Source organism: Janibacter endophyticus (genome assembly GCF_016888335.1).
Taxonomy (GTDB): Bacteria; Actinomycetota; Actinomycetes; order Actinomycetales; family Dermatophilaceae; genus Marihabitans; species Marihabitans endophyticum.
In genome coordinates this window covers 2294686-2320464 of record NZ_JAFEJG010000004.1, presented here as the reverse complement: position 1 = coordinate 2320464, position 25779 = coordinate 2294686, and the positions used below count along the sequence as shown (strand labels likewise).

Below are 25779 nucleotides of genomic sequence, written 5' to 3'. Positions count from 1 at the left end.
CCCACCATGGCCTCATGAGCTACCGCCCGTTCGTCAGGTCGTCGGCAGAGATGCCCACGACCGTCGCCGGGCCGGGCTTCACCCTCCGCCCGCCGTCGCCGGACGACGCGCGGGCCCTCGGTGAGCTCGTCGGCGACCCGGCCCGAGCGGACAGCGTCGTCCGCTGCTGGGTCGATCGGTGGGACCGAGACGGGTACGGCACGTGGGTCGTCGAGGGCGAAGGGGGTGAGTCGCTCGGCTTCGTCGGTCTGCGGCCGCGGGCCCACGACATCACGGTCACGGTGCGCTCCGACCCGGCCTCCGCCCAGGACGGCCGGGCGCGGGCGGCCTTGCGCCGCGCGGTCGCCCACGGGCTCGAGTGGTACCCGGACGTGCCGCTGCGCATGCGGGTACCGGCCGGCGACATCACGACACACGGCGTCTCGGAGTCGGCGGGCCTGATCCCCGTCCCGGCGGCCGACCACGAGGCGCGCGGCACCGAGTGGCGGGTGCTCCAGGCACCCCGGGTCCGGGTCCTCAGGGCGCTCACGCCCGCCGTGCGAGAGCAGCTCATCGACCTGTGGGTCCGGGTCAACGAGGCCGGCGGCGCCGTCGGCTTCGGCGTGGACGCGACCCGCGCGGACGTCGAGGCCGAGCTGGACCGTCGCGCACAGGCCCTCGCGACAGGTGCCCTCACGGTGGTCACGCTGGTGTCGCCCTCCGGGGACCTTCTCGGCGTGGGCTTCCTGCGCCGGGCGAGCAGCGCCCTGCTGTCGCACGTGCGCAACGTCGAGGTCGTCATGGTCGAGCCGGAGCGGCGAGGCCTGAGCCTCGGGCGGCACCTCATGGCAGTCATCCACCGGACCGCACGCGAGGAGGGCGTCGAGATCCTCACGCTGGACTACCGCGACGGTCTCGGCCTCGGGGACTTCTACGAGAGCCTCGGCTACCGCGAGGTCGGGCGTCACCCGGGTCTCATCCGGGTCGCCGAGGGCGACGACCGTGACGGGGTCCTGATGATGCGCCGCATCGACTGACCCTTACGCTTGCGGTCCGTGAGCACACCCCCCGCGCAGCGCGAGACCCGCACCGACGACCGTCCCCCCTTCGGCCTGGGCTGGACCCTCCACGGCGACGGGCGACCGCCGGCCCACGGTGAGGTCGTCCGCCCCGGCGAGCGACTGTCCTGGGGCCGGACCGTCGGCCTCGGCATGCAGCACGTCGTCGCGATGTTCGGCGCGACCTTCCTCGTGCCGCTGCTCACCGGACTGCCCCCGGCGACGACGCTCTTCTTCTCCGGTGTCGGGACGATGCTCTTCCTGCTCATCACCGCCGGCCGGGTCCCGAGCTACCTCGGCAGCTCTTTCGCCTTCATCGCGCCGCTGACCGCCGCGACGGCCAGCCACGACCTCCCGACCGCCCTCGGCGGCGTCGTCATGGCCGGTCTCGCGCTCGCCCTCGTCGGTGTCGTCGTCCACCTTGCCGGCGACCGGTGGCTCCGGGCACTCATGCCGCCGATGGTCACCGGCACCATCGTCGCCCTCATCGGGCTCAACCTCGCACCGGCGGCGAAGAACAACTTCGTCGTCTCGCCCGTGACGGCCACCGTGACGCTCGTCGTCATCCTCGTCCTCACCGTCCTGAGCAAGGGGATGATCTCCCGCCTGGCGATCCTCGGTGGTGTCGCGGCCGGCTATGCCACCGCAGCGGTGCGCGGGGAGCTCGACTTCTCCAAGGTCGAGACCGCGGCCTACGTCGGCATCCCGAGCTTCACCGCCCCGAGCTTCGACATCGCCGTCGCCGGCCTCTTCATCCCCGTCATCCTCGTCCTCGTCGCGGAGAACGTCGGCCACGTCCGCTCGGTCGCGACGATGACCGGTGAGGACCTCGACCCGGTCATGGGTCGAGCGCTCATCGCCGACGGTCTCGCGACGACCCTCGCCGGCTCCGGCGGCGGCTCGGGCACGACGACCTACGCGGAGAACATCGGCGTCATGGCCGCCACCCGCGTCTACTCGACGGCCGCCTACTGGGTCGCGGCGATCTTCGCCGTGCTCCTCTCGATGAGCCCGAAGTTCGGCCAGCTCATCGCGACCGTGCCCGCCGGCGTCCTCGGCGGCGCCGGCACCGCCCTCTACGGGATGATCGGCCTGCTCGGCATGAAGATCTGGATCGAGAACCGCGTCGACCTCGGCAACCCGATCAACCTCATGACCGGGGCGGTCGCGCTCATCATCGGCATCGCCGACTACACGTGGGAGATCGGCGACATCCAGCTCGCCGGCATCGCTCTCGGCACGGCCGCCGCCCTCATCGGCTTCCACGGCATGCGGGCGCTCAACCGGGTGACCGACGCGGTGCCCGACCCGTTGATCCCCCTTCGCGACTGAGCGAACCTACAGTTGGCGGCGTGACCGAGCCGACGACCTCTCCCGAGCACGCCCGACTCCACGACTCCGCCGACAGCGACGCCCCCTGGCGGCTGTGGGGGCCCTACGTCTCGGGACGCCAGTGGGGGACCGTCCGCGAGGACTACTCCGCCGACGGCGAGGCGTGGGACTCCTTCCCCTTCGACCACGCCCACACCCGCGCCTACCGCTGGGGCGAGGACGGCATCGGCGGGCTCACCGACCGCTACGGCTTCCTCAACGTCGCCGTCGCGCTGTGGAACGGGCAGGACGACCGGCTCAAGGAGCGGCTCTTCGGGCTCGCCGGCCCGCAGGGCAACCACGGCGAGGACGCCAAGGAGTACTGGTGGCACGTCGACGCCACCCCGACCCACTCCTTCGCCGAGTACCTCTACCGCTACCCGCAGGCCGCCTATCCCTACGAGCAGCTCGTCGCGGAGAACGCCGCGCGCGGCTACGACGCCGACGAGTACGAGCTCAGCGACACCGGGGTGCTCGAAGGAGACCGCTTCTTCGACGTCGTGACCCGGCACGTCAAGGCCTCGCCGACCGACATGTACCTCGAGTACACGGCGACCAACCACGGCCCGGACGCGGCGCCGCTCGACCTCGTGCCGCAGGTGTGGTTCCGCAACACCTGGTCGTGGGGCCGGGACGACCGGCGCCCCTCGATCACCGTGCAGGACCGGGGCGAAGGGGGTGACAGCCACGTCGTCCTCGTCACCGAGCACGAGTGGCTGGGTCGGTATGTGGTCTTCGCCGAGTCAGGGGCGCACGGACCCCCCGAGGTGCTGCTGTGCGACAACGAGACCAACACGCTCGCGACCTTCGGCCACGGCGACGGCCAGGCGGCGCACCCCACCAACGCGATCGACCAGACCGTCGTCCACGGCGACCCCTCGCTGCTCGCCGAGGGCACCGGCACCAAGGCCGGGCTGCGCTGGCACCTCGACGCCGTCCCGCCGGGGGAGAGCGTCACCGTGCGCCTCCGTCTCGTCCGCGAGGACGAGCTCGACGACGAGGCGAGGGCTCACCCCTTCGCCCATGCGGACGCGACGGCCCAGGCGCGGCGGGCCGAGGCCGACGAGTTCTACGGGACCGTCATCCCGGCCGCGACGCCCGAGGAGGACCGCCTCGTCGCGAGGCGGGCCTTCGCCGGCCTCATGTGGTGCAAGCAGCTCTACCGCTACGACATCGGCGAGTGGCTCGAGGGTGACCCGAGCCAGCCCGAGCCGCCGGCCGAGCGCCGGGCGAAGGAGGAGGGGCGCAACGTCGAGTGGCGCCACCTGGCGCTGGCCGACATCATCTCGATGCCCGACGAGTGGGAGTACCCGTGGTTCGCCGCCTGGGACCTCGCCTTCCACTGCGTGGCGATCGCGCACGTCGACCCGGCCTTCGCCAAGGACCAGCTGCGGCTCATGTGCCGCGAGTGGGCGCAGCACCCCAACGGCCAGCTGCCCGCCTACGAGTGGAACTTCGGTGACGTCAACCCGCCCGTGCACGCCTGGGCGGCCTGGCACGTCTACGCCATCGAGGGGGCGCAGGACACGGACTTCCTCGTGCGCATCTTCACCAAGCTGCTGCTGAACTTCGGCTGGTGGGTCAACCGCAAGGACTCCGACGACTCCAACCTCTTCGAGGGCGGCTTCCTAGGGATGGACAACATCGGCCCCTTCGACCGCTCCGAGGGACTGCCCGAGGGGCAGCGGCTCGAGCAGTCCGACGCGACGAGCTGGATGGCGTTCTTCTGCCTCAACATGCTCCGGATTTCGTGGGAGCTGGCGCGGCAGACCCCGGCATGGGACGAGAGCGCGACGAAGTTCCTCGAGCACTTCCTCGCCATCGCCGACGCGATGAACCACTTCGGTACCCACGCGGTCTCGCTCTGGAACGACGAGGACGGCTTCTACTACGACGTCGTCGTCGACGAGGCCGGCCGCTCGACGCCGATCAAGATCCGCTCCATGGTCGGCCTGCTGCCGCTCATGGCCGTGGCCGACGAGCCGGACTGGGTCGAGGGAGACCTGCCCGACTTCACCCATCACCTCGCCTGGCTGCGGGAGAACCGCCCCGATCTCACCCGGTCGGTCCTGCACACCGTGCACGACGGCGAGCCCGACCTCACCCTCTCGCTCATGCACCCCGACCGGCTGCGCCGGGTCCTGTCGGTGCTCCTCGACGAGTCCGAGTTCCTTTCGCCCTACGGGATCCGCTCGCTCTCCGCCGCCTACCGCGACGGGGTGAGCGTGCACCTCGACGGACAGGACATGTCGGTCCGGTACACCCCGGCCGAGTCGGAGAACGGCATGTTCGGCGGCAACAGCAACTGGCGCGGACCGGTCTGGTTCCCCGTCAACGTCCTGCTCACCGACGCGATCCGCACCTACGGGGTCGACCTCATGCGCGACGAGACGCTGGAGTTCCCGACCGGGTCGGGCCACCAGGCCACGTACAAGGAGGTCGCGCTCGGCATCGAGCAGCGGCTCATCGACATGTTCCGCGTCAAGGAGGACGGGCGCCGGCCGAGCGACCCGGTCCACGTGCCGACGGGTCCGCTGTGGGGCCAGGCGCACCCGACCTTCTCCGAGTACTTCCACGGCGACACCGGCGCCGGTCTCGGCGCATCCCACCAGAGCGGGTGGACCTCGATGGTCGCCCACCTCATCTGCATCACCCACCGCGACGTCCACGAGGAGATCGAGAAGTGAGCAAGGCGCTGCATGACAAGGTCGTCGTCGTCACCGGCGGCAACAGCGGCATCGGCGAGGGCATCGTCCGTGAGGCGTCCGCGCAGGGGGCGAGGGTCGTCATCGACTACGTCTCCGAGCCCGAGCATGCTGCCCAGATGGTCGAGGAGCTCGGTGGCCCCGAGCGGGCGATCGCCGTCGAGGCCGACGTCAGCTCGGTCGCCGACCTCACGCGTCTCAAGGACGCGGCCGTCGAGGCCTTCGGTCGCATCGACGTGTGGGTCAACAACGCCGGCGTCGAGCTCCACCAGCAGCTGCTGACCCTCACCGAGGAGCGCTACGACCTCCAGATGGCGATCAACCTCAAGGGCGCGACCTTCGGCACCAAGATCGCCGCCGAGCAGTTCATCGCCCAGGGCGGTGGGGGGGTCGTCATCAACACGAGCAGCACCCACGAGGACTGGCCGATGCCCAGCGACCTCACCTACTGCATCTCCAAGGGGGGCATGCGGATGCTCGCCCGGACCGCCGGCGTCGAGCTCGGCCCGCACGGTATCCGCGTCGTCAACGTCGCGCCGGGCGCCATCGAGACCCCGATCAACACGGGTGACGACGCGGCCCACAAGGCGGCGCTGCGGGCCGCGATCCCCCTTCGCCACCTGGGGACGCCCGAGCAGATGGGCAAGGTGACCTGCTTCGTCGCCTCCGACGCGGCCGCCTACATCACCGCGACGACGATCTTCGCCGACGGCGGTCTCATGCAGCAGCCCGGGGCGACCTGATCTCTGAGGCGCTCAGGAGAGTCCGGAGATCATGCCGTCGGCGGAGATGTCGATGCGCTCGGCGTTGGGGTGGCGGGACAGGCCCGGCATCGTCCGCATGTCCCCGCAGATCGCGTAGACGTAGCCTGCGCCGACGTTGGCGCGCACCTCGCGGACCGGCATCCGCCAGCCTGTGGGCGCCCCGAGGAGCGCGGGGTCGGAGCTGATCGACAGGTGGGTCTTGGCGATGACGACCGGCAGCTCGCCGAAGCCCAGCCGCTCGTACTCCGCGAGCGCCTTGGCGGCGGCCGGTGCGACGTCGATGCCGTCCGCGCCGTAGACCCGCGTCGCGACGGCCTCGATCTTCTCGGTCAGGCTCGCCTCGAGCGGATAGGTGAAGCGGAAGTCGACGTCGTCGTCGCAGGCGGCGAGCACGGCCCGGGACAGCTCCTCCGCGCCGGCGCCACCCTTTGCGACGTGCCGGGTCACCGCCCAGCGCACCCCGAGCTCCTCGGCGAGCTCGCTGATCACCGCGTGCTCGCTGTCGTGGTCCTGGGGGAAGGCGTTGATCGCGATGACGGGGGAGACCCCGAAGGACCGCACGATCTCGACGTGCTTGCGCAGGTTGGCCAGCCCGGCCCGCACGTCCTCGGGGGACTCGGTGAGCAGCTCCTCGGGCAGTGCCCGGCCGGCGCGGATGTCGAAGCGCCCCGAGTGTGCCTTGAGCGCACGGACGGTCACGACGACGACGGCCACGTCCGGGGTGAGGCCGCCGACGCGGCACTTGACGTTGAAGAAGCGCTCGGCCCCCATGTCGGAGCCGAAGCCGGCCTCGGTCACGACCACGTCGGCGTGGTCGAGCGCGATGCGGTCGGCGATGATCGAGGAGGTACCGGTCGCGATGTTGCCGAAGGGGCCGAGGTGGACGAGCGCGGGTCCGCCCTCGAGCGTCTGCATGAGGTTGGGCTTGAGGGCATCGCGCAGGACGACCGCCATCGCGCCGGCGGCGCCGAGCTGCTCGGCGGTGACGGGGTCGCCCGTCGTGGAGTATCCGATCACGATCCGGCCCAGGCGCTCACGGAGGTCCTTGAGCGAGGTGGCCAGGGTCATGAGGACCATGAGCTCGCTCGCCGCCGTGATGTCGAAGCCGGTCTGCCGAGGCACACCGTCGACGCGGTCACCGAGACCGACGACGATGTCGCGCAGCGAGCGGTCGTTGACGTCGAGGACCCGTCGCCAGGTGATGTTGCGCGCGTCGAGGTCGAGCTCGTTGCCGAAGTGGAGGTGGTTGTCGATCATCGCGGCGAGCAGGTTGTGCGCCGCAGTGATCGCGTGGAAGTCGCCGGTGAGGTGGAGGTTGAGCTTGTCCATCGGCACGACCTGGCTGTAGCCGCCACCGGCGGCCCCGCCCTTGATGCCGAAGGTCGGCCCCATCGACGGCTGGCGCAGGGTGACGACGGCGTTGGTCCCGAGCCGCCGCAGGCCCTGGCTCAGCCCGACGCAGACGGTCGTCTTGCCCTCCCCGAGCGGGGTCGGCGTCACGGCGGTGACGACGACGAGACGGCCCTGCGGCCTGGTGGAGGCGGCTAGTGCCGCGAGGTCGAAACGAGCGAGGTCGATCTTGGCCAGGTCACGGCCGTAGTCCTCGACGTCGTCGGGCTCGAGGCCCAGGGCGGTGGCGATCTCGTCCATCGGGCGCAGGGTTGCGGCGCCGGCGATCTCGAGGTCGGAGGGGAAGGGGTGAGCGTCCGTGGTCACGAGTCCACGCTAGTCCTCCACAACGGGCGAAGGGGGAGTCGGTGCGGGCCACTAGGGTGGCCGGGTGCCAGCCCAGCCCCCTCTCGACGACCTGCTCGCGGCCGCCGTGGGTGGCGTCGGCGGGTCGACCCGGACCGGCCAGGTCGAGATGGCGCGGGCCGTCGCCGCGGCCGTCGAGACCGGCGAGCACCTCCTCGTCCAGGCCGGCACCGGCACCGGCAAGTCGCTCGCCTACCTCGTCCCCGCCGTCGCCCACGCGATGCGCAGCGGCCGCCCGGCTGTCGTCGCGACGGCCACGCTCGCGCTCCAGGCCCAGATCGTCGACCGTGACATGCCCCGGCTCGCCGCGTCCCTCGCGGGACCGCTCGGCCGCCGCCCGACCTACGCGCTCGTCAAGGGCCGGCGCAACTACGTGTGCCGGCACAAGCTCGTCGGCGGCTTCCCCGATGACGACCCCGGCCTGCTCGACCTCGGTGAGGTCGACGCCGCCGCCGGACGGCTCGGCCAGGAGGTCGTCCGCCTGCGCGAGTGGGCGCAGGAGAGCGAGTCCGGCGACCGCGACGAGCTCGTCCCGGGCGTCTCCGAGCGGGCCTGGCGCCAGGTGTCGGTGAGCGCCGAGGAGTGCCTCGGCAGCCGGTGCCCCGAGCTCGCCGAGTGCTTCGTCGAGCGCTCCCGCCAGGCCGCCAAGGACGTCGACGTCGTCGTCACCAACCACTCCTTCATGGCGATCGACGCCTTCGAGGGTCGCCACCTCCTGCCGCCGCACGACGTCCTCGTCGTCGACGAGGCCCACGAGCTCGTCGACCGGGTCACCTCGACGATCACCGACGAGCTGACCGCCGGGGCGATCCGGGGCGCGGCGAAGCGGGCCGGGAAGATGGTCGACTCCACCGACGAGCTCGAGGACCTGGCGGTCGCGCTCGAGTCTCAGCTCGAGGAGGCCCCCGAGGGGCGGATGCGTGCCGGTCTGCCCGACGCGCTGGCCCTGACCGTGGGGCGGCTCCGCGAGGTGAGCCGCGGTCTGCTCACCGAGCTCAAGCCGGAGAAGGGCGCCGACGTCGACGGCGGCCGCCAGGTCGCCCTCGCCGCGATGGAGGCCCTCTTCGACGTCGCCGGCCGCATCCTCGAGGAGCGCGACCTCGACGTCGTCTGGCTCTCGAAGGACCCCCGCCGCGGCCCGGTCCTGCGCGTCGCCCCGATGAGCGTCGCGATGCTCGTCCGCGACAAGATCTTCGAGGACGACTCACCATCCGAGGCAGGCGAGGAGGGACCGACGAGTCGCACCGTCGTCCTCACCTCCGCCACCCTCGAGCTCGGCGGCACCTTCGACGCAGTCGCCGGCACCCTCGGGCTGCGCGGCGAGGGCGCGCCACCCTGGCGAGGACTCGACGTCGGGTCCCCCTTCGCCTATCCCGAGCAAGCGATCGCCTACGTCGCCGAGCACCTCCCCGCCCCGGGCCGTGACGGGCTGGCCCCGCAGACGCTCGACGAGATCGAGGAGCTCGTCCGGGCCGCGGGCGGGCGCACCCTCGGCCTCTTCTCCTCGATGCGCGCCGCCCGTGAGGCGTCCGAGGCGATGCGCGAGCGGCTGGGTGACGACTACCCGGTCCTGTGCCAGGGGGAGGACCAGATCACCACCCTCGTGCGTGAGTTCGCCAAGGACCCCCGGACCTGCCTCTTCGGCACGCTCACCCTCTGGCAGGGCGTCGACGTGCCGGGCAGCAGCTGCCAGCTCGTGCTCATCGACCGCATCCCCTTCCCGCGCCCCGACGACCCGCTGTCCTCCGCCCGCGCCGAGGAGATCGGGCGACGGGGCGGCAACGGCTTCATGGCCGTCTCGGCGACGCACGCCGCGCTGCGGCTGGCCCAGGGCGCCGGCCGGCTCGTCCGGCGCGGTGACGACCGCGGGGTGGTCGCCTTCCTCGACCACCGGATGGTCAAGGCGCGCTACGCCGGCTTCCTCCAGCGCTCGCTCCCGCCCTTCTGGCCGACGACCGACAAGCAGCTCGTGCTCGGGGCGCTGCGTCGGCTCGACGAGACGGCGCCGCCGCCGATGCCCGTCGCCGACCCCGCGCGGCGCGGCCTCACCGGCGCGGTCGTCGCCGGTGGCGTGGCGGCGAGCACGGATGCCGACGGTGCGGAGCACCCTCGGCCGGTCGCGGTCGACCCGGGTCCCGCAGGCGGCGCCCGTACCGCGGTGACCAAGGGGGTGGGCTGGGGGCAGCAGGACGACGACGAGCTGCGCGACGGTGCCGATCTCGGCCTGACCCTCGAGGAGCTCGTCCGGCAGAGCGGGCGCAGCGCCGAGTCGGTCCGGGCGAGGGCCACCGCCCTCGGCCTCGAGGTGCCGGACTGATGGGGCTGTCGGCCCGGCGTGGCAGGGTGAGCCCGTGAGCGAGACCGTCGACGTCCGGTCGGGCGTGCCACCACTCGTGCTCGTCAGCGGCCCCGAGGAGCTGCTGGCCGAGCGGGCCGTCGACCAGGTGGTGAGCGATCTGCGGGTCGCGGCCCCCGAGCTCGAGGTCGTGAGCATCGAGCCGTTCGGCTACGAGCCGGGCGACCTCGGGGTCCAGGCGAGCCCATCACTCTTCGGCGAGGACAAGGCGATCGTCGTCCGTGGGCTCCACGAGGCGGGCGACGCCCTCCAGCAGGATCTCCTCGCCTACCTCGACGACCCGGCCGAGAGCGTCACGCTCATCGTGCTCCACGGCTCCGGCAACCGTGGCAAGAAGGTGCTCGACACCCTCAAGAGGTCCAAGGCCCGGGTCATCGACGCCCCCGCGATCCGGTCCGACCGTGACAAGGCCGACTTCGTGACCAACGAGCTCCGCCGGGCCCGCCGCAAGATCACCCCGGACGCGGTGCACGCGCTCGTCGAGGCGGTCGGCAAGGACCTGCGCGAGCTCGCGTCAGCCTGCACCCAGCTCGTCGACGACACGACGGGAGTCATCGACCACGAGGTTGTCGACCGCTACCACGGGGGCAAGGTCGAGGCGACCGGCTTCCGCGTCGCCGACGCCGCGGTGAGCGGCGAGGCCGGCGAGGCGCTGCGGCTGCTCCGGCACGCCGTCGCCGTTGGTGTCGACCCGGTCCCCATCGTCGCGGTGCTCGCCGGGCAGCTCCGGCAGCTCGCCAAGGTCGGGGGAGCGGGGCGGGGCCGCTCGGGCGACGTCGCCCGAGAGCTCGGCATGGCTCCGTGGCAGGTCGACAAGGCTCGTCGCGCCCTGCGCGGCTGGTCCGGGCCGGCCCTCGGCCGGGCCATCCAGGCGGTCGCCGCGGCCGACGAGGAGGTCAAGGGTGGTGGCCGCGACCCGGTCTACGCCGTGGAGCACGCCGTGCTGACGATCGTGCGGGAGCACCAGTCAGGCTGACCCGCTTGCGTCCGCCGATGTGGGGGGAGATCCCCCACGGTGGCGGACGCTACGGTTTTGCCCCGCCCGCAGGGCCGCTGATATCGTGGATCCTTGCGTGCGCGCTGCGGTCGTGCGCGCACTGCACGCAGCACCCAGGGCGTCTCTCCCACGGTATCCCCACGCCGGTCCCGAGATGCCCTGCCGCCCTCAACGGCAACCACCGACCAACAGAGAGATTTCACGTGGCAAACATCAAGTCCCAGATCAAGCGGATCAAGACCAACCAGGCCCGGACCGAGCGCAACCGCGCCCACAAGTCCGAGCTGCGCACCTCGATCCGCCGGGTCCGTGAGGCTGTCGAGTCCGGCGACGCGACCGCCGCGGCCGACGCGCTCAAGCTCGCGTCGACGAAGCTCGACAAGGCCGTGAGCAAGGGCGTCCTCCACGCCAACCAGGCCGCGAACAAGAAGTCCGCCCTGGCGAAGAAGGTCGGCTCCCTCTCCAAGTGAGCCGCGCCTGACCGAAGGGGCCCGCACCGATCACCGGTGCGGGCCCCTTCGTCGTCTGCGGACCTGCCTCAGACCGGGTCGTCGTCGTAGGCCAGCCCTCGGCTCACCGCGTCGATCGCGTGGACGACGGCGGCGTACACCTCGGGCGAGACCGTGCCGCCCTCGCGCCGCACGGTGGCGGGGTCGAGCCGCACGATCCGGTTGACCCGGGCCTCGCTGGGCCGGCCGCGGCTGTCCCAGGCCCCCGTGCCGACGTCGATCCAGTGCCGGCCCGCGCGGCGCTCCTGCTCCTCGTCGCGGTCGTGGTCCTGGCTCGTCATCGGCACGCCGAGCAGCCAGCCACCGTCCTGGCCGACCACGAGGGTCGGGCGGTCCTTGCCCCGGGAGTGGTCCTCCTCGAAGGGGACGTGCGCCCAGACGACCTCGCCCGGGCCGGCCCTCTCGGCCAGCGGGCCGTACGGCGAGACCGGGCCGGTGTAGTCGCCCGGGTAGCCACGGGCCTCGGCCGGCGCAGCCGGCCGCGAGAAGTCTCCCTGGACCTGGGTCTGGATCGTGGTCCAGCCCTGCGGTCCGTCGAGCCCGAGGAACCGTCGGGCGAGGACACGCAGAGAGGGCACGGCGGAAGGCTACAAAGCCGAGCCCCCCGGCGGGGCGCAAGCCGACCCCCCTTCGACCTCCGGCTCAGGTGAGCCAGCCCACATGGTCGCGGGCGAGGGCGTAGCCGACGAAGGCGACGATGTCGATGACCGCGTGGGCGACGACGAGGGGCGCCACGCGGCGGGTCCGCGTGTAGACCCAGCCGAGGAAGAGACCCATGACGAGGTTGCCCACGAAGCCGCCGATGCCCTGGTAAAGGTGGTAGCAGCCCCGGATCACCGCGCTCGTGACGATGATCTGCCAGCGGCCCCAGCCCGCCTGCGCCCACCGGGTGAAGAGGTAGCCGACCATCACGACCTCCTCGAGCACCGAGCTCTGGATCGCCGAGAGGACGAGCACCGGGACCGTCCACCAGTGCGGGACGAGGTCGGCGGCGACGATCGTCGTGCTCAGCCCCGCGGCCCGCGCGCCGAGGTACCAGGCGAGGCCGGGCAGGCCGACGGCGGCGGCGAGGAGCAGCCCGCGCAGCAGGTCCTGGCCGGGACGCCGCAGGTCGGCGCCTATGCGGGAGCGGGCGTCGGGGTCCTCGCGCGTCAGCAGGTGCAGCGCGAGCAGGGCAGGGGCGACGCCGAGGGCGACACCGGTGAGCTGCCAGAGCAGATCCAGCCAGGGCTGGTCCGGGAAGGCGGAGACGTTCATCCGGGCCGTCTGCGCGGAGAGCGGGACCCCGCTCGAGAGCATTGCGACGATCCGCAGCAGCGACCAGATCGCCGACGCGCCGAGCGAGACGGCGAGGACGAGCACGGTCTCGGTGAGCAGGGTCCGTCGGGCGAAGGGCGAGGTGCTCACGCAGAGAGCCTAGGATGGCCGGTGATCTGCCCCCCACCCCCAGAGGTTGAGTCCTACCTGTGTCACCCATGGCCACGAAGGCGCTGCAGCCGCACGCGACCCCGCCGGAGCAGATCCGCAACTTCTGCATCATCGCGCACATCGACCACGGCAAGTCGACGCTCGCCGACCGGATGCTCCAGATCACCGGGGTCGTCGAGGCCCGCCAGATGCGCGCGCAGTACCTCGATCGCATGGACATCGAGCGCGAGCGCGGCATCACCATCAAGTCGCAGGCCGTGCGGATGCCCTGGGCCCAGGACTCGCAGACCTACTGCCTCAACATGATCGACACCCCCGGGCACGTGGACTTCACCTACGAGGTCTCCCGCTCGCTCGCCGCCTGCGAGGGCGCGATCCTGCTCGTCGACGCCGCGCAGGGGATCGAGGCGCAGACCCTGGCCAACCTCTACCTGGCCATGGAGAACGACCTGACGATCATCCCGGTCCTCAACAAGATCGACCTCCCGGCCGCCCAGCCGGAGAAGTACGCCGCCGAGCTCGCCGGCCTCATCGGCTGCGACCCGGAGGACGTCCTCAAGGTCTCCGGCAAGACGGGCGAAGGGGTCGAGGAGCTGCTCGACGAGATCGTCCGGCAGCTGCCCGCGCCGGTCGGCGACGCCGACGCCCCGGCCCGCGCGATGATCTTCGACTCGGTCTACGACACCTACCGCGGAGTCGTCACCTACGTCCGGGTCGTCGACGGCAACCTCAACCCGCGCGAGCGGATCGCGATGATGTCGACGAAGGCGACCCACGAGCTGCTCGAGATCGGCGTCATCAGCCCCGAGCCGATGCCGAGCAACGGCCTGGGTGTCGGCGAGGTCGGCTACCTCATCACCGGCGTCAAGGACGTGCGCCAGTCCAAGGTCGGCGACACGGTCACCAACATGGCCAAGCCGGCGAGCGAGGCGATCGGCGGCTACAAGGACCCCAAGCCGATGGTCTTCTCCGGGCTCTACCCGATCGACGGCTCGGACTACCCCGCCCTGCGCGACGCGCTCGACAAGCTCAAGCTCAACGACGCGGCGCTCGTCTACGAGCCGGAGACCTCGGCGGCGCTCGGCTTCGGCTTCCGCGTCGGATTCCTCGGCCTCCTGCACCTCGAGATCGTCCGCGAGCGGCTCGAGCGCGAGTTCGACCTCGACCTCATCTCGACCCAGCCCAACGTCGTCTACCAGGTGACGATGGACGACGGCACCGAGGTCGAGGTGACCAATCCGAGCGAGTTCCCGCACGGCAAGGTCGCCGAGGTCCGCGAGCCGGTCGTCAAGGCGACGATCCTCGCGCCGAGCGAGTTCATCGGCGCGATCATGGAGCTCTGCCAGGGCAAGCGCGGCCAGCTCGGCGGGATGGACTACCTCTCCGAGGACCGCGTCGAGATGCGCTACACGCTCCCGCTCGCCGAGATCGTCTTCGACTTCTTCGACCAGCTGAAGTCCAAGACCCGCGGCTACGCCTCCCTCGACTACCAGGAGGCCGGAGACCAGGCCGCCGACCTCGTCAAGGTCGACATCCTGCTCCAGGGCGAGGGCGTCGATGCCTTCAGCGCGATCGTCCACAAGGACAAGGCGTACTCCTACGGCACGATGATGGCCGGCAAGCTCAAGGACCTCATCCCGCGGCAGCAGTTCGAGGTGCCGATCCAGGCCGCGATCGGCGCCCGGGTCATCGCCCGCGAGAACATCCGGGCGATCCGCAAGGACGTCCTGGCCAAGTGCTACGGCGGTGACATCTCCCGCAAGCGCAAGCTGCTCGAGAAGCAGAAGGCCGGCAAGAAGCGGATGAAGAACATCGGCAGCGTCGAGGTGCCGCCGGAGGCCTTCATCGCCGCGCTGTCCTCCGACGACAGCGGGGGCAAGGACAAGAAGTGATGACGAAGGGGGACCCGGGCGGGTCCCCCTTCGCGCTGCTCAGGCGTCCTTGCGCCCGGTGAAGTCGTCCATCGTGTGGTAGATCCCCAGGACCTTGTCGGCGACGAAGTCGCGGACCCCGATGGGCAGGACGCCCTTGGCGATCTCGCTGACGAGCACGGTCTTGGGCATGACGAGCATCGCCTGCCCGCGCAGCATCGCCGACCACGTCTGCTCGACGACGTCGTCGGGCTCGAGCAGCGGCAGCAGGGGAGCGGAGCGCGCTCCGTCGAACATCCCCGTCTTGACGTAGTACGGGCACACCGTCGTGACCTTGACGTGGTCGTGGCCGGCCTGCTCGAGCTCGAGCCGGACCGAGTCGGACCAACCGACCATGGCCCACTTCGAGCCGGCGTACGCGGCCATCCTCGGGTTCGAGGTGAGCCCGGCGGCCGAGGCGATGTTCACCAGGCGGCACTGCCGGGTGCCCTCGATCATCTCGGGGAGGAACTCGCGCGCCACGTGCATGGGGGCCAGGGTGTTGACCTCGAGCGTGAGCTGGGTGTCCTTCGGGTCGCTCTCCCAGAAGTACTGGTTGCCCCGGACGATGCCCGCGTTGTTGATGACGATGTCGACCGCGCCGACCTCCTTGCGGATCCGCCGGGCCGCGGCGCGCAGCGCGGGCAGGCGGCGCACGTCGACGACCTCGGGGATCACGGTCGTCCGCCCGACCGAGAGGGCTGAGAGCTCCTCCGCTGTGGCGGTCAGGGCCTCCTCGTCGATGTCGAGGAGGACGACGGCGGCGGCCCGCTCGGCGACGGCCCGCTCGGCGAAGAGCCGGCCCATCCCCATGGCGGCGCCGGTGATGAGCACGACGGCTCCGGACACGTCCTTCATGACTGACTCTCCTGCTCCTGGGCAGCACGGGCCGCGAGCGCGAGGGAGCGCACCCGGTCGATGTCGTCGTCGGTGTAGACGCCGTTGACGCCGGAGATCGTGGCCAGCTGCATGCCGTGCTTGAGACCGAGCTGGTAGATCTCCTTGACCTTCTCCCACTCGATGCTGCGGCCGACGGTGAAGGTCTCGAAGCGGCCCTCGAGCGCGAGGACGATCGTCTCGGCGAGGCACGCGAAGGCGACGCCCGGGGGGAGCCCGATGTCACCCATCCGCACGTCCTCGCCGGGCAGCAGGACCTCGCCGGACTCGACGACGAGCACGTCGGGCCGCTTGGCGACGTCGTCGGCGGAGAGGTCGAGCGGGCGGGCGACGTCGGTGATGACGCAGCCGGGCTTGAGCGCCATGACGTCGAGGACCTTCTGGCCCGCGGCCGAGGTCGCGGTGACGATCATGTCCATGTCGGGCAGGGCCTCGTCCGGCCGGGCCGCGACGAAGATCTTCGCCCGCGGGTGCTCCGCCTCGATCTCGCGCTTGAGCGCGAGCAGCTTGGCGGACTCGGGGGACACGAGCCACAGCTCGTCGCTGGCCAGGGCGAGCAGGCGGGCGCAGACCGAGCCGATCGACCCGGTCGCCCCGACGACCATCGTCTTGCCGCGCAGGCGCCCACGCTCGTCGACATCGGCGATCCCGAGTCGGCGCAGCGCCTCGTGGGCTGCCCAGAGGGCGCCCGAGGCGCTGTAGGAGTTGCCGGTCGTCACGGGCAGCGAGGCGCGCCGGGCGACCGTGACCCCGGCGTCGCCGACCACCTTGGTGAAGGCGCCGAGGCCCATGATCTGGGCCCCGAGCTTGCGGGCGATCTCGGCCGCGTCGAGCAGCCGCGTGTAGGTGAACTCGGGGCTGTGCGCCAGGAGCTCCTTGGGAGTCCCCCCGACGGTGATGAGCCACCCCTCGGTCTCGGCACCGGTCGGTGAGGTGATCCCGGTGACGTGGCTGTAGACGAAGGGGGGAAGGTACGCGGCGGCCTTCTCGATGACCGGGGTCATGCCCGGTACCTGGGTCATCGCGCGCAACGGCTGGACGTTGCGGAAGTACTGGGTCGACAGGGGGTGAATGACGAAGGCGAAGCGCGTCTTGCGTCGCGGACCGTTCGGCATGAGCGAGCGCGGCTCGATGCCGGCGGTCTGGATCGCCTGGAGGAGCTCGTCGGTCGTGAGGTGCCCGTCGTCGTCGAGGACGAGCATCATCGCCTCCAGCACGGCGGCGACGACAGTGATGTGCCGGAAGGGCTGGGGCGTGGTGTCGAGGACCCGGTCGACACCACGGCCGCCGAGCTCGGCGAGCCGGTCCGGGGAGATCGCCGAGGAGATCACGGTCGTGCCCGCGAGGTCCTCCAGCCCGAAGCCGGTGAGCTCGTCGTAGGAGGCGACGATGACGTCGCAGTCCCGGGTGGCCCGGCGGGCGATCTCGTGGCCGACCCACTCCGCCGGGGCCAGGAGGGTCTGGCGCAGGCGGCCGGGGATGACCCGCATCCCGAGCGAGGCGACATCGGCGGCCAGGCCGAGGGTCGTCGCGGCCGCCCGCAGGGCGACGTTGTCGAGCATCGCCAACGGGTCGGCGTGCTCGACGTTGTCCGTGAACTCCTCAAGGACCCTCACGGTGCGGGTGTGGTTGCCGGAGCCGAGGACGAGGGTCCGGGCGTTGGTGAAGTAGCCCGGCAGCTCCGTCTGCAGGCCGCGGATCGCCCACTCCTGGAGGACGTCGGTGAGCATGTCGCCGTCGGTGACGGGGACCCCGCCGCACGCCGCGCGCAGCCGCGACATGACGTCGGTGTCATCGGTGAGCAGACCGAGGGCGCGTGCCTCCCTGACTCCGGAGAGGGCGAAGGCCGCGGCCCGTCCTCGCCAGTGCACGATGCGAGCGACGGCGAGGTCGACGTCGCCGGACAGGCCCTCGCGGACGAGGCGGAAGGTCTGCTCGAGGAAGGTCGCACGGCTGTCGTAGTCCCCCTCGGGTCCCGCCAGGCTGATGTTGACGATGATGGGCCGCTTCATGGACTCATCCTCTCGAACTCGTCGTCGATGAGGTCGGCGATGGTGTCGGGATCCGGCACGAGGCCGGCGTCTCCGGCGATGCCGATATTCACCGAGCCGTTGTAGCTGAAGATGCAGACACCGAGCGGCTGGTTGCCCGACGTCGGGACCCACCCCAGGGTTCCGGAGACCGGCACCCCCGCGAAGGTCATGAGCTCGCGTGGTCCCGGGACGTTGGTGAGGACACCGACCCCCTTGTTGGCGAAGAGGTTGGTCAGCTGGAAGGCGAGCGCCTTCGGGGACTGCGCGATGGCCAGCTGCACGCCGAAGGTGATGGCCGGCTCGATGCTGTGCTTGATCCGGAACATGCGGGCCCGCATCTCGGCGACAGCGTGCCGCGTGCTCTCCAGCCCGAGGGGCATGGGGAGGAACACGAGGGAGAAGTGGTTGCCGAGCTCCTCGGGGAGGTTCGCGTCGAAGGGGAGGAGCGAGACGGGCACGAGCCAGGAGATCTCCTCGACGAGGGCGTCCTTCTCGGCGAGGTAGCGGGTCATCGCCTGGGAGACGAGGGCCAGCAGCACGTCGTTGACGGTGCCGTCGTGCTCCAGCGCAAGCGCCTTGATCGTCTGGAGGTCCAAACCCCTGACCCAGGAGACCTTCTTCTCGACCCCCGGCACGCCGGACCAGGCGGTGCGGGCGCTCGGCGGGGCGGCGAGCATGCGGCTGACCTCGGCGATGGTGTTGATCGACTGGTTGTCCTGGTCGGTCAGCCCCTCGATGAGGTCGAAGACGCGCAGCGGCCGCCGGATGAGCCCGATCCCGTCCCGGACGAGCCGGGGGTTGAGGGACATCGCGATGCGAAGGGGCGCCCGGAGGGTGCCGGCGACCAGGTTGCCGGCGTCGCCGAGGCCACGGCGGGCCACGGTGACACCGGTCGAGAGCAACCCTGGCCTGCGGTGCTCGCGACCCACCGGCACGGGCAGCACCGCGCTGCCGTCGGCCGGGTCGCAGAGGTTGAACATCAGCTGGGTCAGCCGGATCCCGTCGGCCAGAGCGTGGTGGAAGCGACAGAACATCACGGTGCCGTACCCCTCGACGCCGCTGAGGAACTCGATGCTCCACAGGGGATGGTCGCCGTCGAGCGGCTGGGCGAACTGCTTGCCGATCCAGGCCCGCAGCTCGTCCTCGTCGCCGTCGAGCCGGCTGGTGCTCACGTGACGACCGATGTCGAAGTCCTCGTCGTCCTGCCAGTACCAGCGTCCCTCGATCTCGACGGCCCGTCGCCGGAAGACGGGGTGCTTGCCGATGAGTCGTTCCTCGAGGAGCTGGTGCACGTCCTCGAGCGCCGGCGCCTCCTCGAACCACAGCATGGAGCGGACGTACATCAGGTTGTTGGGCCGATCCATGTGGAGCCAGGTCTGGTCCGAGGCGGGGATCGGCACGAGGTCGTCGGCTGCCAGGGTGCTCACCTGCCCAACGTACGTGGAAGTCGGCGGGGCCGGGCCCGAAACAGGGGCAAAGGTCACACGCCGAGACTCCTGGCCCGGTGGCCGATCACCCCTTCGTCCCACCTAGGGTGTCGGCATGGCCCAGAAGACCTACGCCCTGTACCAGCGATCCCTCCGGTACCCGAAGGGCAAGCAGCTCTTCTCCCTGCTCTACGCGCGCGTCGCGCCGTACTTCTGGACGGTGCGGCCGCAGGTGCGTGAGGTGCGACCCCACCACGCGGAGCTGACGATCAAGAACCGCAAGGCGGTGCACAACCACATCGGCACGCTCCACGCGATCGCCGTGTGCAACGGGCTCGAGGCCGCGATGGGTCTCGTCGCCGAGGCGACCTGCCCCGACCACCAGCGGTGGTTGCCTCGCGGGCTGAACGTCGAGTACCTCGCGAAGTCCACGACCGACCTGCTGTGCGTCGCCGAGACCTCGCCGCAGGACTGGGACAAGCCCGCGCCCTTCGACCTCGAGGTGCGCGTCAAGGCCGTGCGCACCGACGGCGTCGTCGCCGTGCAGGGCACCATCCCGGTCTACGTGAGCGAGAAGCCCGCGCAGACCGCTCCCTGAGGTGCGCCGAGCCCTGCGAGGAGCCTCGAAGGGCTAGTCGAGCAGCCGCGACCGGAGCCGGGCGACGTCGTCCTCGCGCCAGCCGCGCTCACGCAACCAGGCCTCGGCGCCGCCGTGCGCGTCGCGCAGGTGGGTGAGGACCGCGGCCATCGACTCCGCCTTGGGGCGCTGCTCGTCGATGGTGTGCGACGGCAGGCTGTAGCGGTACGGCTCGACGTCGATGAGCCGGTCGATGATCCGCTCGATCCGCTCGGCCGAGAGCACGTAGTCCTCGACGATCGCGTCGTCCGGCACCCCCGCGACCGACAGCGCCATGCCGACGACCGTGCCGGTGCGGTCCTTGCCGGCCGCGCAGTGGACGATCGTGCCGCCCGGGCTGCGCGATATCGCGGCCAGCGCGGCCCCCACCGAGTCCGGCCGCCGGGTCACGTAGCCCGTGTAGTGGCGGCCCCAGAAGTCGGCGTCGCGCACCGGCTTCGGCCGGCCCCGGGAGCCGTCCGGCTCGAAACGCAGGGCGAGCGCCTCGTCGACGGTCCGGGCGTCGTCGTCGGACTCGACGACGAGGCTGTGGTGGTGGTGCGTCAGGGAGGTCGCGCGCAGCGGCCCCTCGCCGGTGATCCGGTGCTCGAGCGTGCTGCGCAGGTCGACGACGTCGGTCACCCCGAGGGTGTCCACGAGGTGGGTCACCGAGGCGGGGGTGAGGTCCTGGAGGTTGTCGCTGCGGATGAGCCGCCCGCTCTGGGTCGCCCGTCCGTGCGTGGTGGGCAGCCCGCCCATGTCACGCATGTTGACGACGCCCTCGAGATCGATCCAGCGGGTCATGTGGCCAGGGTAGCCGCGGGTGGGAGGATGTCCGCCGTGCCCACCCTGCCCGACGGAGACCCCGCGCCCTCGGACGGTTCCCTCCCCGAGGCGTCGGCCGCTGCGGTGGGTGCCCGGGCGCTCGGGATGTACGTGCACGTCCCCTTCTGCGCGGTGCGGTGCGGCTACTGCGACTTCAACACGTACACCGCGACCGAGCTCGGCGGCGCCGACGGCCCTGCGGGCTCGAGCCAGGCGAGCTTCGCCGAGGGGGCGCTGCGCGAGCTCGACCTCGCCCGCTCGGTCCTGGGGCCGGCGGCCCCCGAGGTCAGCACGGTCTTCGTCGGGGGAGGGACGCCCACCCTGCTGCCCGCCGCCGACCTCGTCCGGGTCCTCGACGGGATCCGGGAGCGCTTCGGTCTGGCGGCCGACGCCGAGGTCACCACGGAGGCCAACCCGGACTCGGTCACCCCTTCGTCCCTGGCGGCCCTGCGCGAAGGGGGCTTCACCCGGGTGTCCTTCGGGATGCAGTCCGCGGTGCCGCGGGTCCTGCAGACCCTCGACCGGACGCACGACCCGGCCAACGTCGCCCGGGCGGTCAGCGGCGCCCGTGAGGCCGCTCTCGCGGTGAGTCTGGACCTCATCTACGGGACCCCGGGCGAGTCCCTCGAGGACTGGCGGGCCAGCCTCGAGGCGGCGATCGCGCTGGACCCCGACCACATCTCGGCGTACGCCCTGACCGTCGAGCCGGGCACGAGGCTCCACGCCCGCGTCCGGCGGGGAGAGCTGCCGATGCCGACCGGGGACGACGAGGCGGACAAGTACGAGCTCGCCGACGATCTCCTCGGCTCCGCCGGTTACGACTGGTACGAGATCAGCAACTGGTCGCGCGCCGCGTCGGAGGAGGACCTGCGGTGCCGCCACAACCTTGCGTACTGGCGGGGCGACGACTGGTGGGGCGTCGGTCCCGGCGCGCACAGCCACGTCGCCGGCACCCGGTGGTGGAACGTCAAGCACCCGAGCTCCTGGGCCGCCCGACTGGCCCAGGAGGAGTCGCCGGCGGCCGCCCGGGAGGTGCTCGACACGGGCCAGCAGCACGACGAGGAGGTCCTCCTCGGGGTCCGCCTCGTCGACGGGCTGCCGGTCTCCGCGCTCACCGCCGAGGGCCGACGGGCGGTCGCCGGGCTCGTCGCGGACCGGCTCGTCGACGGACGCGCTGCCGTGCTCGGTCGTGTCGTGCTCACCCGCCGCGGCCGGCTGCTCGCCGACACCGTCGTCCAGGCGCTGCTCGTGGAGGGGGCCGTATGAGCGAGCACCAGGCCCTCATCGAGGAGATCATCCGCAGCATCGACCTGCTCGGCGTCGTGACCAACGCGCTGCTCGGGGCGGCGGTGGCCCGCCAGTTCAACCTTGACCCGGTCGGCTTCGCGATCCTCTCGATCATCTCCGCGCTCGGGGGTGGTGCGATCCGGGACGTGCTGCTCGACACGACGCCGGTCGCGCTCACCGACCCCGCCTATCTCGTGTGCGCGCTCGGGGCCTCCGCGCTCGCCTTCCTCGTGCGTTTCGAGGGGCGGCGGTGGCGGCAGGTCTTCCCGTACGTCGACGCGCTCGCGCTCGGCACGTGGGCGGTCGTCGGCACGCAGAAGTCGCTCCAGGCCGGCCTCGCCCCGCTGCCCTCGATCCTCCTCGGCGTCCTCACCGCGGTCGGTGGCGGCGCGGTCCGCGACGTGATGCTCGGCCAGGTGCCGAAGATCTTCCGCCAGTCCGAGCTCTACGCGACCGCCGCGCTCATCGGTGCGATCGCCTACTACCTCCTGCGCGAGGTGGGCCTGGGCCCCTTCGCCGCTCCTGTGGGCACCCTCGTCGGTGCCGGCGTCTGCCTGCTCGCCCACAAGCAGGGCTGGGTGCTCCCGACCCAGCCGGTCCTCAGCGCCAACCTCCGCGGCAAGACGGTCAACCGGTTCCGCCGGCGGGGCTGAGCGACCCGTGACGTGCGTCGCTCCGCGGTCCCGACGCGCCCCCTTCGCCCTCGGGCTGCTATGCATAGGGCGAAGGCCCACCACCACGTACCCGCAGGAGAACGCATGAGCACCCAGCGCACCGCCGTCGTCACCGGAGCCGCCCGCGGCATCGGCAAGGCCATCGCCCTCCGATTCGCCCACGACGGCCACAAGGTCGCCGTCGTCGACCTCGACGAGGCCGCCTGCCAGGGCACCGTCGACGAGATCACCGCCGCCGGCGGGCAGGCCATCGCCGTCGGCGCTGACGTCTCCGACGAGGAGCAGGTCGCCGCCGCCTTCGAGCGGATCGCCGCCGAGCTCGGGGCCCCGACGATCCTCGTGAACAACGCGGGGATCATCCGCGACAACATGCTCTTCAAGATGACGACCGACGACTGGGACGCCGTCATGGGCGTGCACCTGCGCGGCGCCTTCCTCATGACCAAGGCGTGCCAGGCGTTCATGACGCAGGAGAAGTACGGCCGCATCGTCAACCTCTCCTCGACCTCGGCGCTCGGCAACCGAGGCCAGGCGAACTACTCGGCCGCCAAGGCCGGCATGCAGGGCTTGACGAAGACCCTCGCGATCGAGCTCGGCAAGTTCGGCGTCACCGCCAACGCGATCGCGCCGGGCTTCATCCAGACGGAGATGACGGCGTCAACGGCCGAGCGGCTCGGCGTCCCGTTCGACGACTTCATCAAGTACTCGGCCGAGCAGATCCCGGTCCAGCGTGTCGGCCAGCCCGAGGACATCGCCGCGACCGCCGCGTTCCTGTGCTCCGAGGAGGCCGGCTTCGTCTCCGGCCAGGTCATCTACGTCGCCGGCGGCCCCAAGGACTGACCCCAGATCCAAATTTCCCCAGGTTTCTGACATCCGCCCGCGAACATTCGCGGGCGGATCGTCAGTTCCATGGGCGGATTCTGAGGTGCCTGCCGGGGTGCCCCGGCGTCGTCCCCTTCGTCCTGGTCTGGGCGGGGCGAAGTGGCCGTCCTGTCTCCCGATGAGTGGGTCGGCGTCGGCTTGGGCTCCGAACAATCCGCCCGCGAACATTCCTGAGCCTTTGACAGAAGCCCGGGGAAATTCGGATCTCAGGGGGTGGCGGCGGTGACGAAGTCGATGAGCTCCTCGACCCGGCCGAGGAGGGCGGGCTCGAGGTCGGCGTAGGTCCGCACGGTCCCGAGGATCTGCTTCCACGCCCGGGCGATGTCGGCCTGGGTGTCGTGCGGCCAGCCGAGGTGGGCGCAGATCCCGCGCTTCCACTCGACCGAGCGCGGCACCGTGGGCCACGCGTCCATCCCGAGCCGCTGGGGGCGCACCGACTGCCAGACGTCGACGAAGGGGTGCCCGACGATCAGGACGTGGGGGGCGAAGGGGGTCAGGCCGGCGGCCTTCGCGACGATCCGGGACTCCTTCGAGCCGGGGACGAGGTGGTCGACGAGGACACCCATCCGGCGCCCCGGTTCGGGGGCGAAGTCGCGGATCGCGGCCTCGAGGTCGTCGACACCGTCGAGCATCTCGACGACGACGCCCTCGACCCGCAGGTCGTGACCCCACACCTTCTCGACGAGCTCGGCGTCGTGGCGGCCCTCGACGAAGATCCGCGACCCGATGGCGACCCGCGCCGCCCCGTCGTGGACGGCGACCGAGCCGGACGCGGTCCGGGCGGCGGCCTGCTGGGCCGCGGCGAGCGCGGCCCGTCCGGCAGCCTTCGGGGGAGTGAGCACGACCGGGGCGCCGTCGATGAGGAAGCCCGGCCCGAGCGGGAAGGCCTTGACCTTGCCGCGCCGGTCCTCGAGGTGGACGACGTGCATGCCGCCCGCCTTCTCGACGCGGACGACCGCGCCGACCCACCCCGTCTCGAAGTCCTCGACGACGAGGTCGGGGGTCGCCTCGACCTCGCGGCTGCGCGGGCGCCCCGCGGAGCGCCAGTCGCCGGAGAGCACGTCAGAGCCGTAGCGGTCGGTCGGGGGCCGGGAGGTCGGGGGCGTCACGTCGCGGCACGCTACCCGGCGGATTGGGGAATGGCCGGGAGGTCCGTAGACTTGGCACTCAGGTGTCGAGAGTGCCAGGCAGGCCCAGCCGAGATGACGAAGGGAGCACGAGGAGCCCCATGAGCGCACTGAGCTCTGAGAGACGGATGGCCGTCCTCTCCGCCATCGTCGAGGACTACGTCCACACGAGCGAGCCGGTCGGCTCCCGCGCCCTCCTCGAACGCCACCAGCTCGGCGTGAGCGCCGCCACCGTCCGCAACGACATGGCCGCCCTCGAGGACGCCGGCCTCATCGCCGCCCCGCACACGAGCGCCGGCCGCATCCCTACCGACGCCGGCTACCGCGCCTTCGTCGACCAGCTCTCGACGCTCAAGCCGATGTCGCGCGCCGAGCGGGCCGCGATCGCGCAGTTCCTCGACGGCGCCGACGAGCTCGACGAGGTCCTCGACCGCACCGTCCGGCTGCTCGCGACGCTCACCCGACAGGTCGCCGTCGTCCAGTACCCCTCGCTGACCCGCAGCACCGTGCGCCACGTCGAGCTCGTGCCGATGAGCGCCACGCGCCTCATGGTCATCGCCATCATGGGCACCGGCCGGGTCGAGCAGCGCGTCATCGCGACCGACACCGACTACACGACCACGGCCGGTGCCGAAGAGCTCGCCGCCGCGCGCACCCACATCAACGCCGCCGCCACCGAGCGCCGCCTCGCCGAGGCGGTCACCGCGCTGCGCACCCTCGACGACGACCAGCGCACGAGCTCGAGCCTGACCGCCGGCGTCCTCGCAGCACTCGAGGAGGCCGCCCGCGAGGAGAGCGAGACCCGCGTGACCCTCGCCGGCACCGCCAACCTCGCCCGCACCCCCTCGGACTTCCCGCTCACCCTCGAGCCCGTCCTCGACGCGCTCGAGCAGCACGTCGTCCTCCTGCGCCTCCTCGGCGCCGAGGCCGAGCAGACCGGCGAGGTCGCGGTCCGCATCGGCAGCGAGAACCCCGTCACCGGCCTCCAGAGCACGTCGGTCGTCTCCACCGGCTACGGCGTGGGCGACGAGCTCGTCGGCCACGTCGGCGTCCTTGGGCCGACCCGGATGAACTACCCCGCGACGATCAGCCAGGTCCGGGCCGTCGCGACCTACCTCTCCCGGATCATCGCCGGCTGACCCACGGCCCCGGCACAACCCCTTCGCCCCCGAACCCCAT

21 protein-coding genes are annotated in these 25779 nt (G+C 71.6%); 13 read left to right on the top strand and 8 right to left on the bottom strand.

Annotated features, from left to right (window positions below; all coding sequences use genetic code 11):
- Positions 1 to 14: 14 nt before the first annotated feature.
- From JNO54_RS11140 to JNO54_RS11125, 4 genes are read left to right on the top strand one after another with little or no spacing between them, the layout of a single operon-like run.
- Complete coding sequence (locus JNO54_RS11140; RefSeq protein ID WP_204143962.1) at positions 15 to 1016, top strand: GNAT family N-acetyltransferase; 1002 nt, start codon at positions 15 to 17, stop codon at positions 1014 to 1016.
- An 18-nt stretch (positions 1017 to 1034) separates the two neighbouring features.
- Positions 1035 to 2369, top strand: a complete 1335-nt coding sequence (locus tag JNO54_RS11135; protein WP_372430719.1) for a uracil-xanthine permease family protein — start codon at positions 1035 to 1037, stop codon at positions 2367 to 2369.
- A 20-nt stretch (positions 2370 to 2389) separates the two neighbouring features.
- Entirely contained in the window at positions 2390 to 5095 is a 2706-nt protein-coding gene (locus tag JNO54_RS11130; RefSeq protein WP_204143961.1) for an MGH1-like glycoside hydrolase domain-containing protein, read from the top strand.
- Positions 5092 to 5856, top strand: coding sequence for an SDR family NAD(P)-dependent oxidoreductase (locus JNO54_RS11125; RefSeq protein WP_204143960.1), 765 nt, complete (start codon positions 5092 to 5094; stop codon positions 5854 to 5856). Before JNO54_RS11130 ends, JNO54_RS11125 begins: the two co-directional genes overlap by 4 nt.
- A 12-nt stretch (positions 5857 to 5868) precedes the next feature.
- Here JNO54_RS11125 and JNO54_RS11120 read toward each other — a convergent pair whose 3' ends face one another.
- A complete protein-coding gene (locus JNO54_RS11120) occupies positions 5869 to 7593 on the bottom strand; it encodes a formate--tetrahydrofolate ligase (protein ID WP_307818179.1) in 1725 nt (574 codons plus the stop codon).
- Between the two features lie 64 nt (positions 7594 to 7657).
- Between JNO54_RS11120 and JNO54_RS11115 the strand changes: the two genes are divergently transcribed.
- From JNO54_RS11115 to rpsT, 3 genes are all read left to right on the top strand, one after another.
- The gene (locus tag JNO54_RS11115; protein ID WP_307818178.1) at positions 7658 to 9949 is read left to right on the top strand and encodes an ATP-dependent DNA helicase; all 2292 of its coding nucleotides are present in this window, start codon (positions 7658 to 7660) and stop codon (positions 9947 to 9949) included.
- 34 nt (positions 9950 to 9983) lie between these two features.
- Positions 9984 to 10964, top strand: coding sequence for a DNA polymerase III subunit delta (gene holA / locus JNO54_RS11110; RefSeq protein WP_307818177.1), 981 nt, complete (start codon positions 9984 to 9986; stop codon positions 10962 to 10964).
- A gap of 224 nt (positions 10965 to 11188) precedes the next feature.
- Positions 11189 to 11455 (top strand): 30S ribosomal protein S20, encoded by a 267-nt coding sequence (rpsT, locus tag JNO54_RS11105; protein WP_204143959.1) that lies wholly within the window; start codon positions 11189 to 11191, stop codon positions 11453 to 11455.
- Positions 11456 to 11523: 68 nt separating this feature from the next.
- On the opposite strand, the gene JNO54_RS11100 is transcribed toward rpsT, so the two are convergent.
- A complete protein-coding gene (locus JNO54_RS11100; protein WP_204143958.1) occupies positions 11524 to 12072 on the bottom strand; it encodes a type II toxin-antitoxin system PemK/MazF family toxin in 549 nt (182 codons plus the stop codon).
- Positions 12073 to 12136: 64 nt separating this feature from the next.
- Entirely contained in the window at positions 12137 to 12901 is a 765-nt protein-coding gene (locus tag JNO54_RS11095) for a CPBP family intramembrane glutamic endopeptidase (protein ID WP_307818176.1), read from the bottom strand.
- A gap of 68 nt (positions 12902 to 12969) precedes the next feature.
- On the opposite strand from JNO54_RS11095, the gene lepA reads away from it, so the two are divergent.
- Positions 12970 to 14814 (top strand): translation elongation factor 4, encoded by a 1845-nt coding sequence (gene lepA / locus JNO54_RS11090; RefSeq protein ID WP_204143957.1) that lies wholly within the window; start codon positions 12970 to 12972, stop codon positions 14812 to 14814.
- A gap of 39 nt (positions 14815 to 14853) precedes the next feature.
- Here lepA and JNO54_RS11085 read toward each other — a convergent pair whose 3' ends face one another.
- The 3 genes from JNO54_RS11085 to JNO54_RS11075 are packed head-to-tail and all read right to left on the bottom strand — an operon-like array spanning position 14854 to position 19189.
- Positions 14854 to 15690, bottom strand: a complete 837-nt coding sequence (locus tag JNO54_RS11085) for an SDR family NAD(P)-dependent oxidoreductase (protein WP_204143956.1) — start codon at positions 15688 to 15690, stop codon at positions 14854 to 14856.
- Positions 15687 to 17741 carry a DUF8754 domain-containing protein gene (locus JNO54_RS11080; protein WP_204143955.1) on the bottom strand — a complete coding sequence of 685 codons (2055 nt, stop codon included), beginning with the start codon at positions 17739 to 17741 and terminating at the stop codon, positions 15687 to 15689. Before JNO54_RS11080 ends, JNO54_RS11085 begins: the two co-directional genes overlap by 4 nt.
- Complete coding sequence (locus JNO54_RS11075; protein ID WP_204143954.1) at positions 17738 to 19189, bottom strand: WS/DGAT domain-containing protein; 1452 nt, start codon at positions 19187 to 19189, stop codon at positions 17738 to 17740. Before JNO54_RS11075 ends, JNO54_RS11080 begins: the two co-directional genes overlap by 4 nt.
- 115 nt (positions 19190 to 19304) lie before the next feature.
- Between JNO54_RS11075 and JNO54_RS11070 the strand changes: the two genes are divergently transcribed.
- Positions 19305 to 19787, top strand: coding sequence for a hotdog fold domain-containing protein (locus tag JNO54_RS11070; protein ID WP_204143953.1), 483 nt, complete (start codon positions 19305 to 19307; stop codon positions 19785 to 19787).
- A 33-nt stretch (positions 19788 to 19820) separates the two neighbouring features.
- Here JNO54_RS11070 and JNO54_RS11065 read toward each other — a convergent pair whose 3' ends face one another.
- On the bottom strand, positions 19821 to 20609 hold the full coding sequence (locus JNO54_RS11065; protein WP_204143952.1) for a tyrosine-protein phosphatase: 789 nt from the start codon (positions 20607 to 20609) through the stop codon (positions 19821 to 19823).
- Between the two features lie 27 nt (positions 20610 to 20636).
- On the opposite strand from JNO54_RS11065, the gene hemW reads away from it, so the two are divergent.
- The 3 genes from hemW (at position 20637) to fabG (ending at position 23431) form a co-directional block, all read left to right on the top strand.
- Entirely contained in the window at positions 20637 to 21896 is a 1260-nt protein-coding gene (gene hemW, locus JNO54_RS11060; RefSeq protein WP_204143951.1) for a radical SAM family heme chaperone HemW, read from the top strand.
- Positions 21893 to 22570, top strand: a complete 678-nt coding sequence (locus JNO54_RS11055; protein ID WP_204143950.1) for a trimeric intracellular cation channel family protein — start codon at positions 21893 to 21895, stop codon at positions 22568 to 22570. Before hemW ends, JNO54_RS11055 begins: the two co-directional genes overlap by 4 nt.
- A 105-nt stretch (positions 22571 to 22675) precedes the next feature.
- Entirely contained in the window at positions 22676 to 23431 is a 756-nt protein-coding gene (fabG, locus tag JNO54_RS11050; RefSeq protein ID WP_204143949.1) for a 3-oxoacyl-ACP reductase FabG, read from the top strand.
- Positions 23432 to 23679: 248 nt separating this feature from the next.
- Here fabG and JNO54_RS11045 read toward each other — a convergent pair whose 3' ends face one another.
- Entirely contained in the window at positions 23680 to 24582 is a 903-nt protein-coding gene (locus tag JNO54_RS11045) for a DUF3097 domain-containing protein (protein ID WP_204143948.1), read from the bottom strand.
- Between the two features lie 128 nt (positions 24583 to 24710).
- Here JNO54_RS11045 and hrcA point away from each other — a divergent pair, with 128 nt between their 5' ends.
- The gene (gene hrcA, locus JNO54_RS11040; RefSeq protein ID WP_204144678.1) at positions 24711 to 25739 is read left to right on the top strand and encodes a heat-inducible transcriptional repressor HrcA; all 1029 of its coding nucleotides are present in this window, start codon (positions 24711 to 24713) and stop codon (positions 25737 to 25739) included.
- The last annotated feature ends 40 nt before the right edge of the window (positions 25740 to 25779 follow it).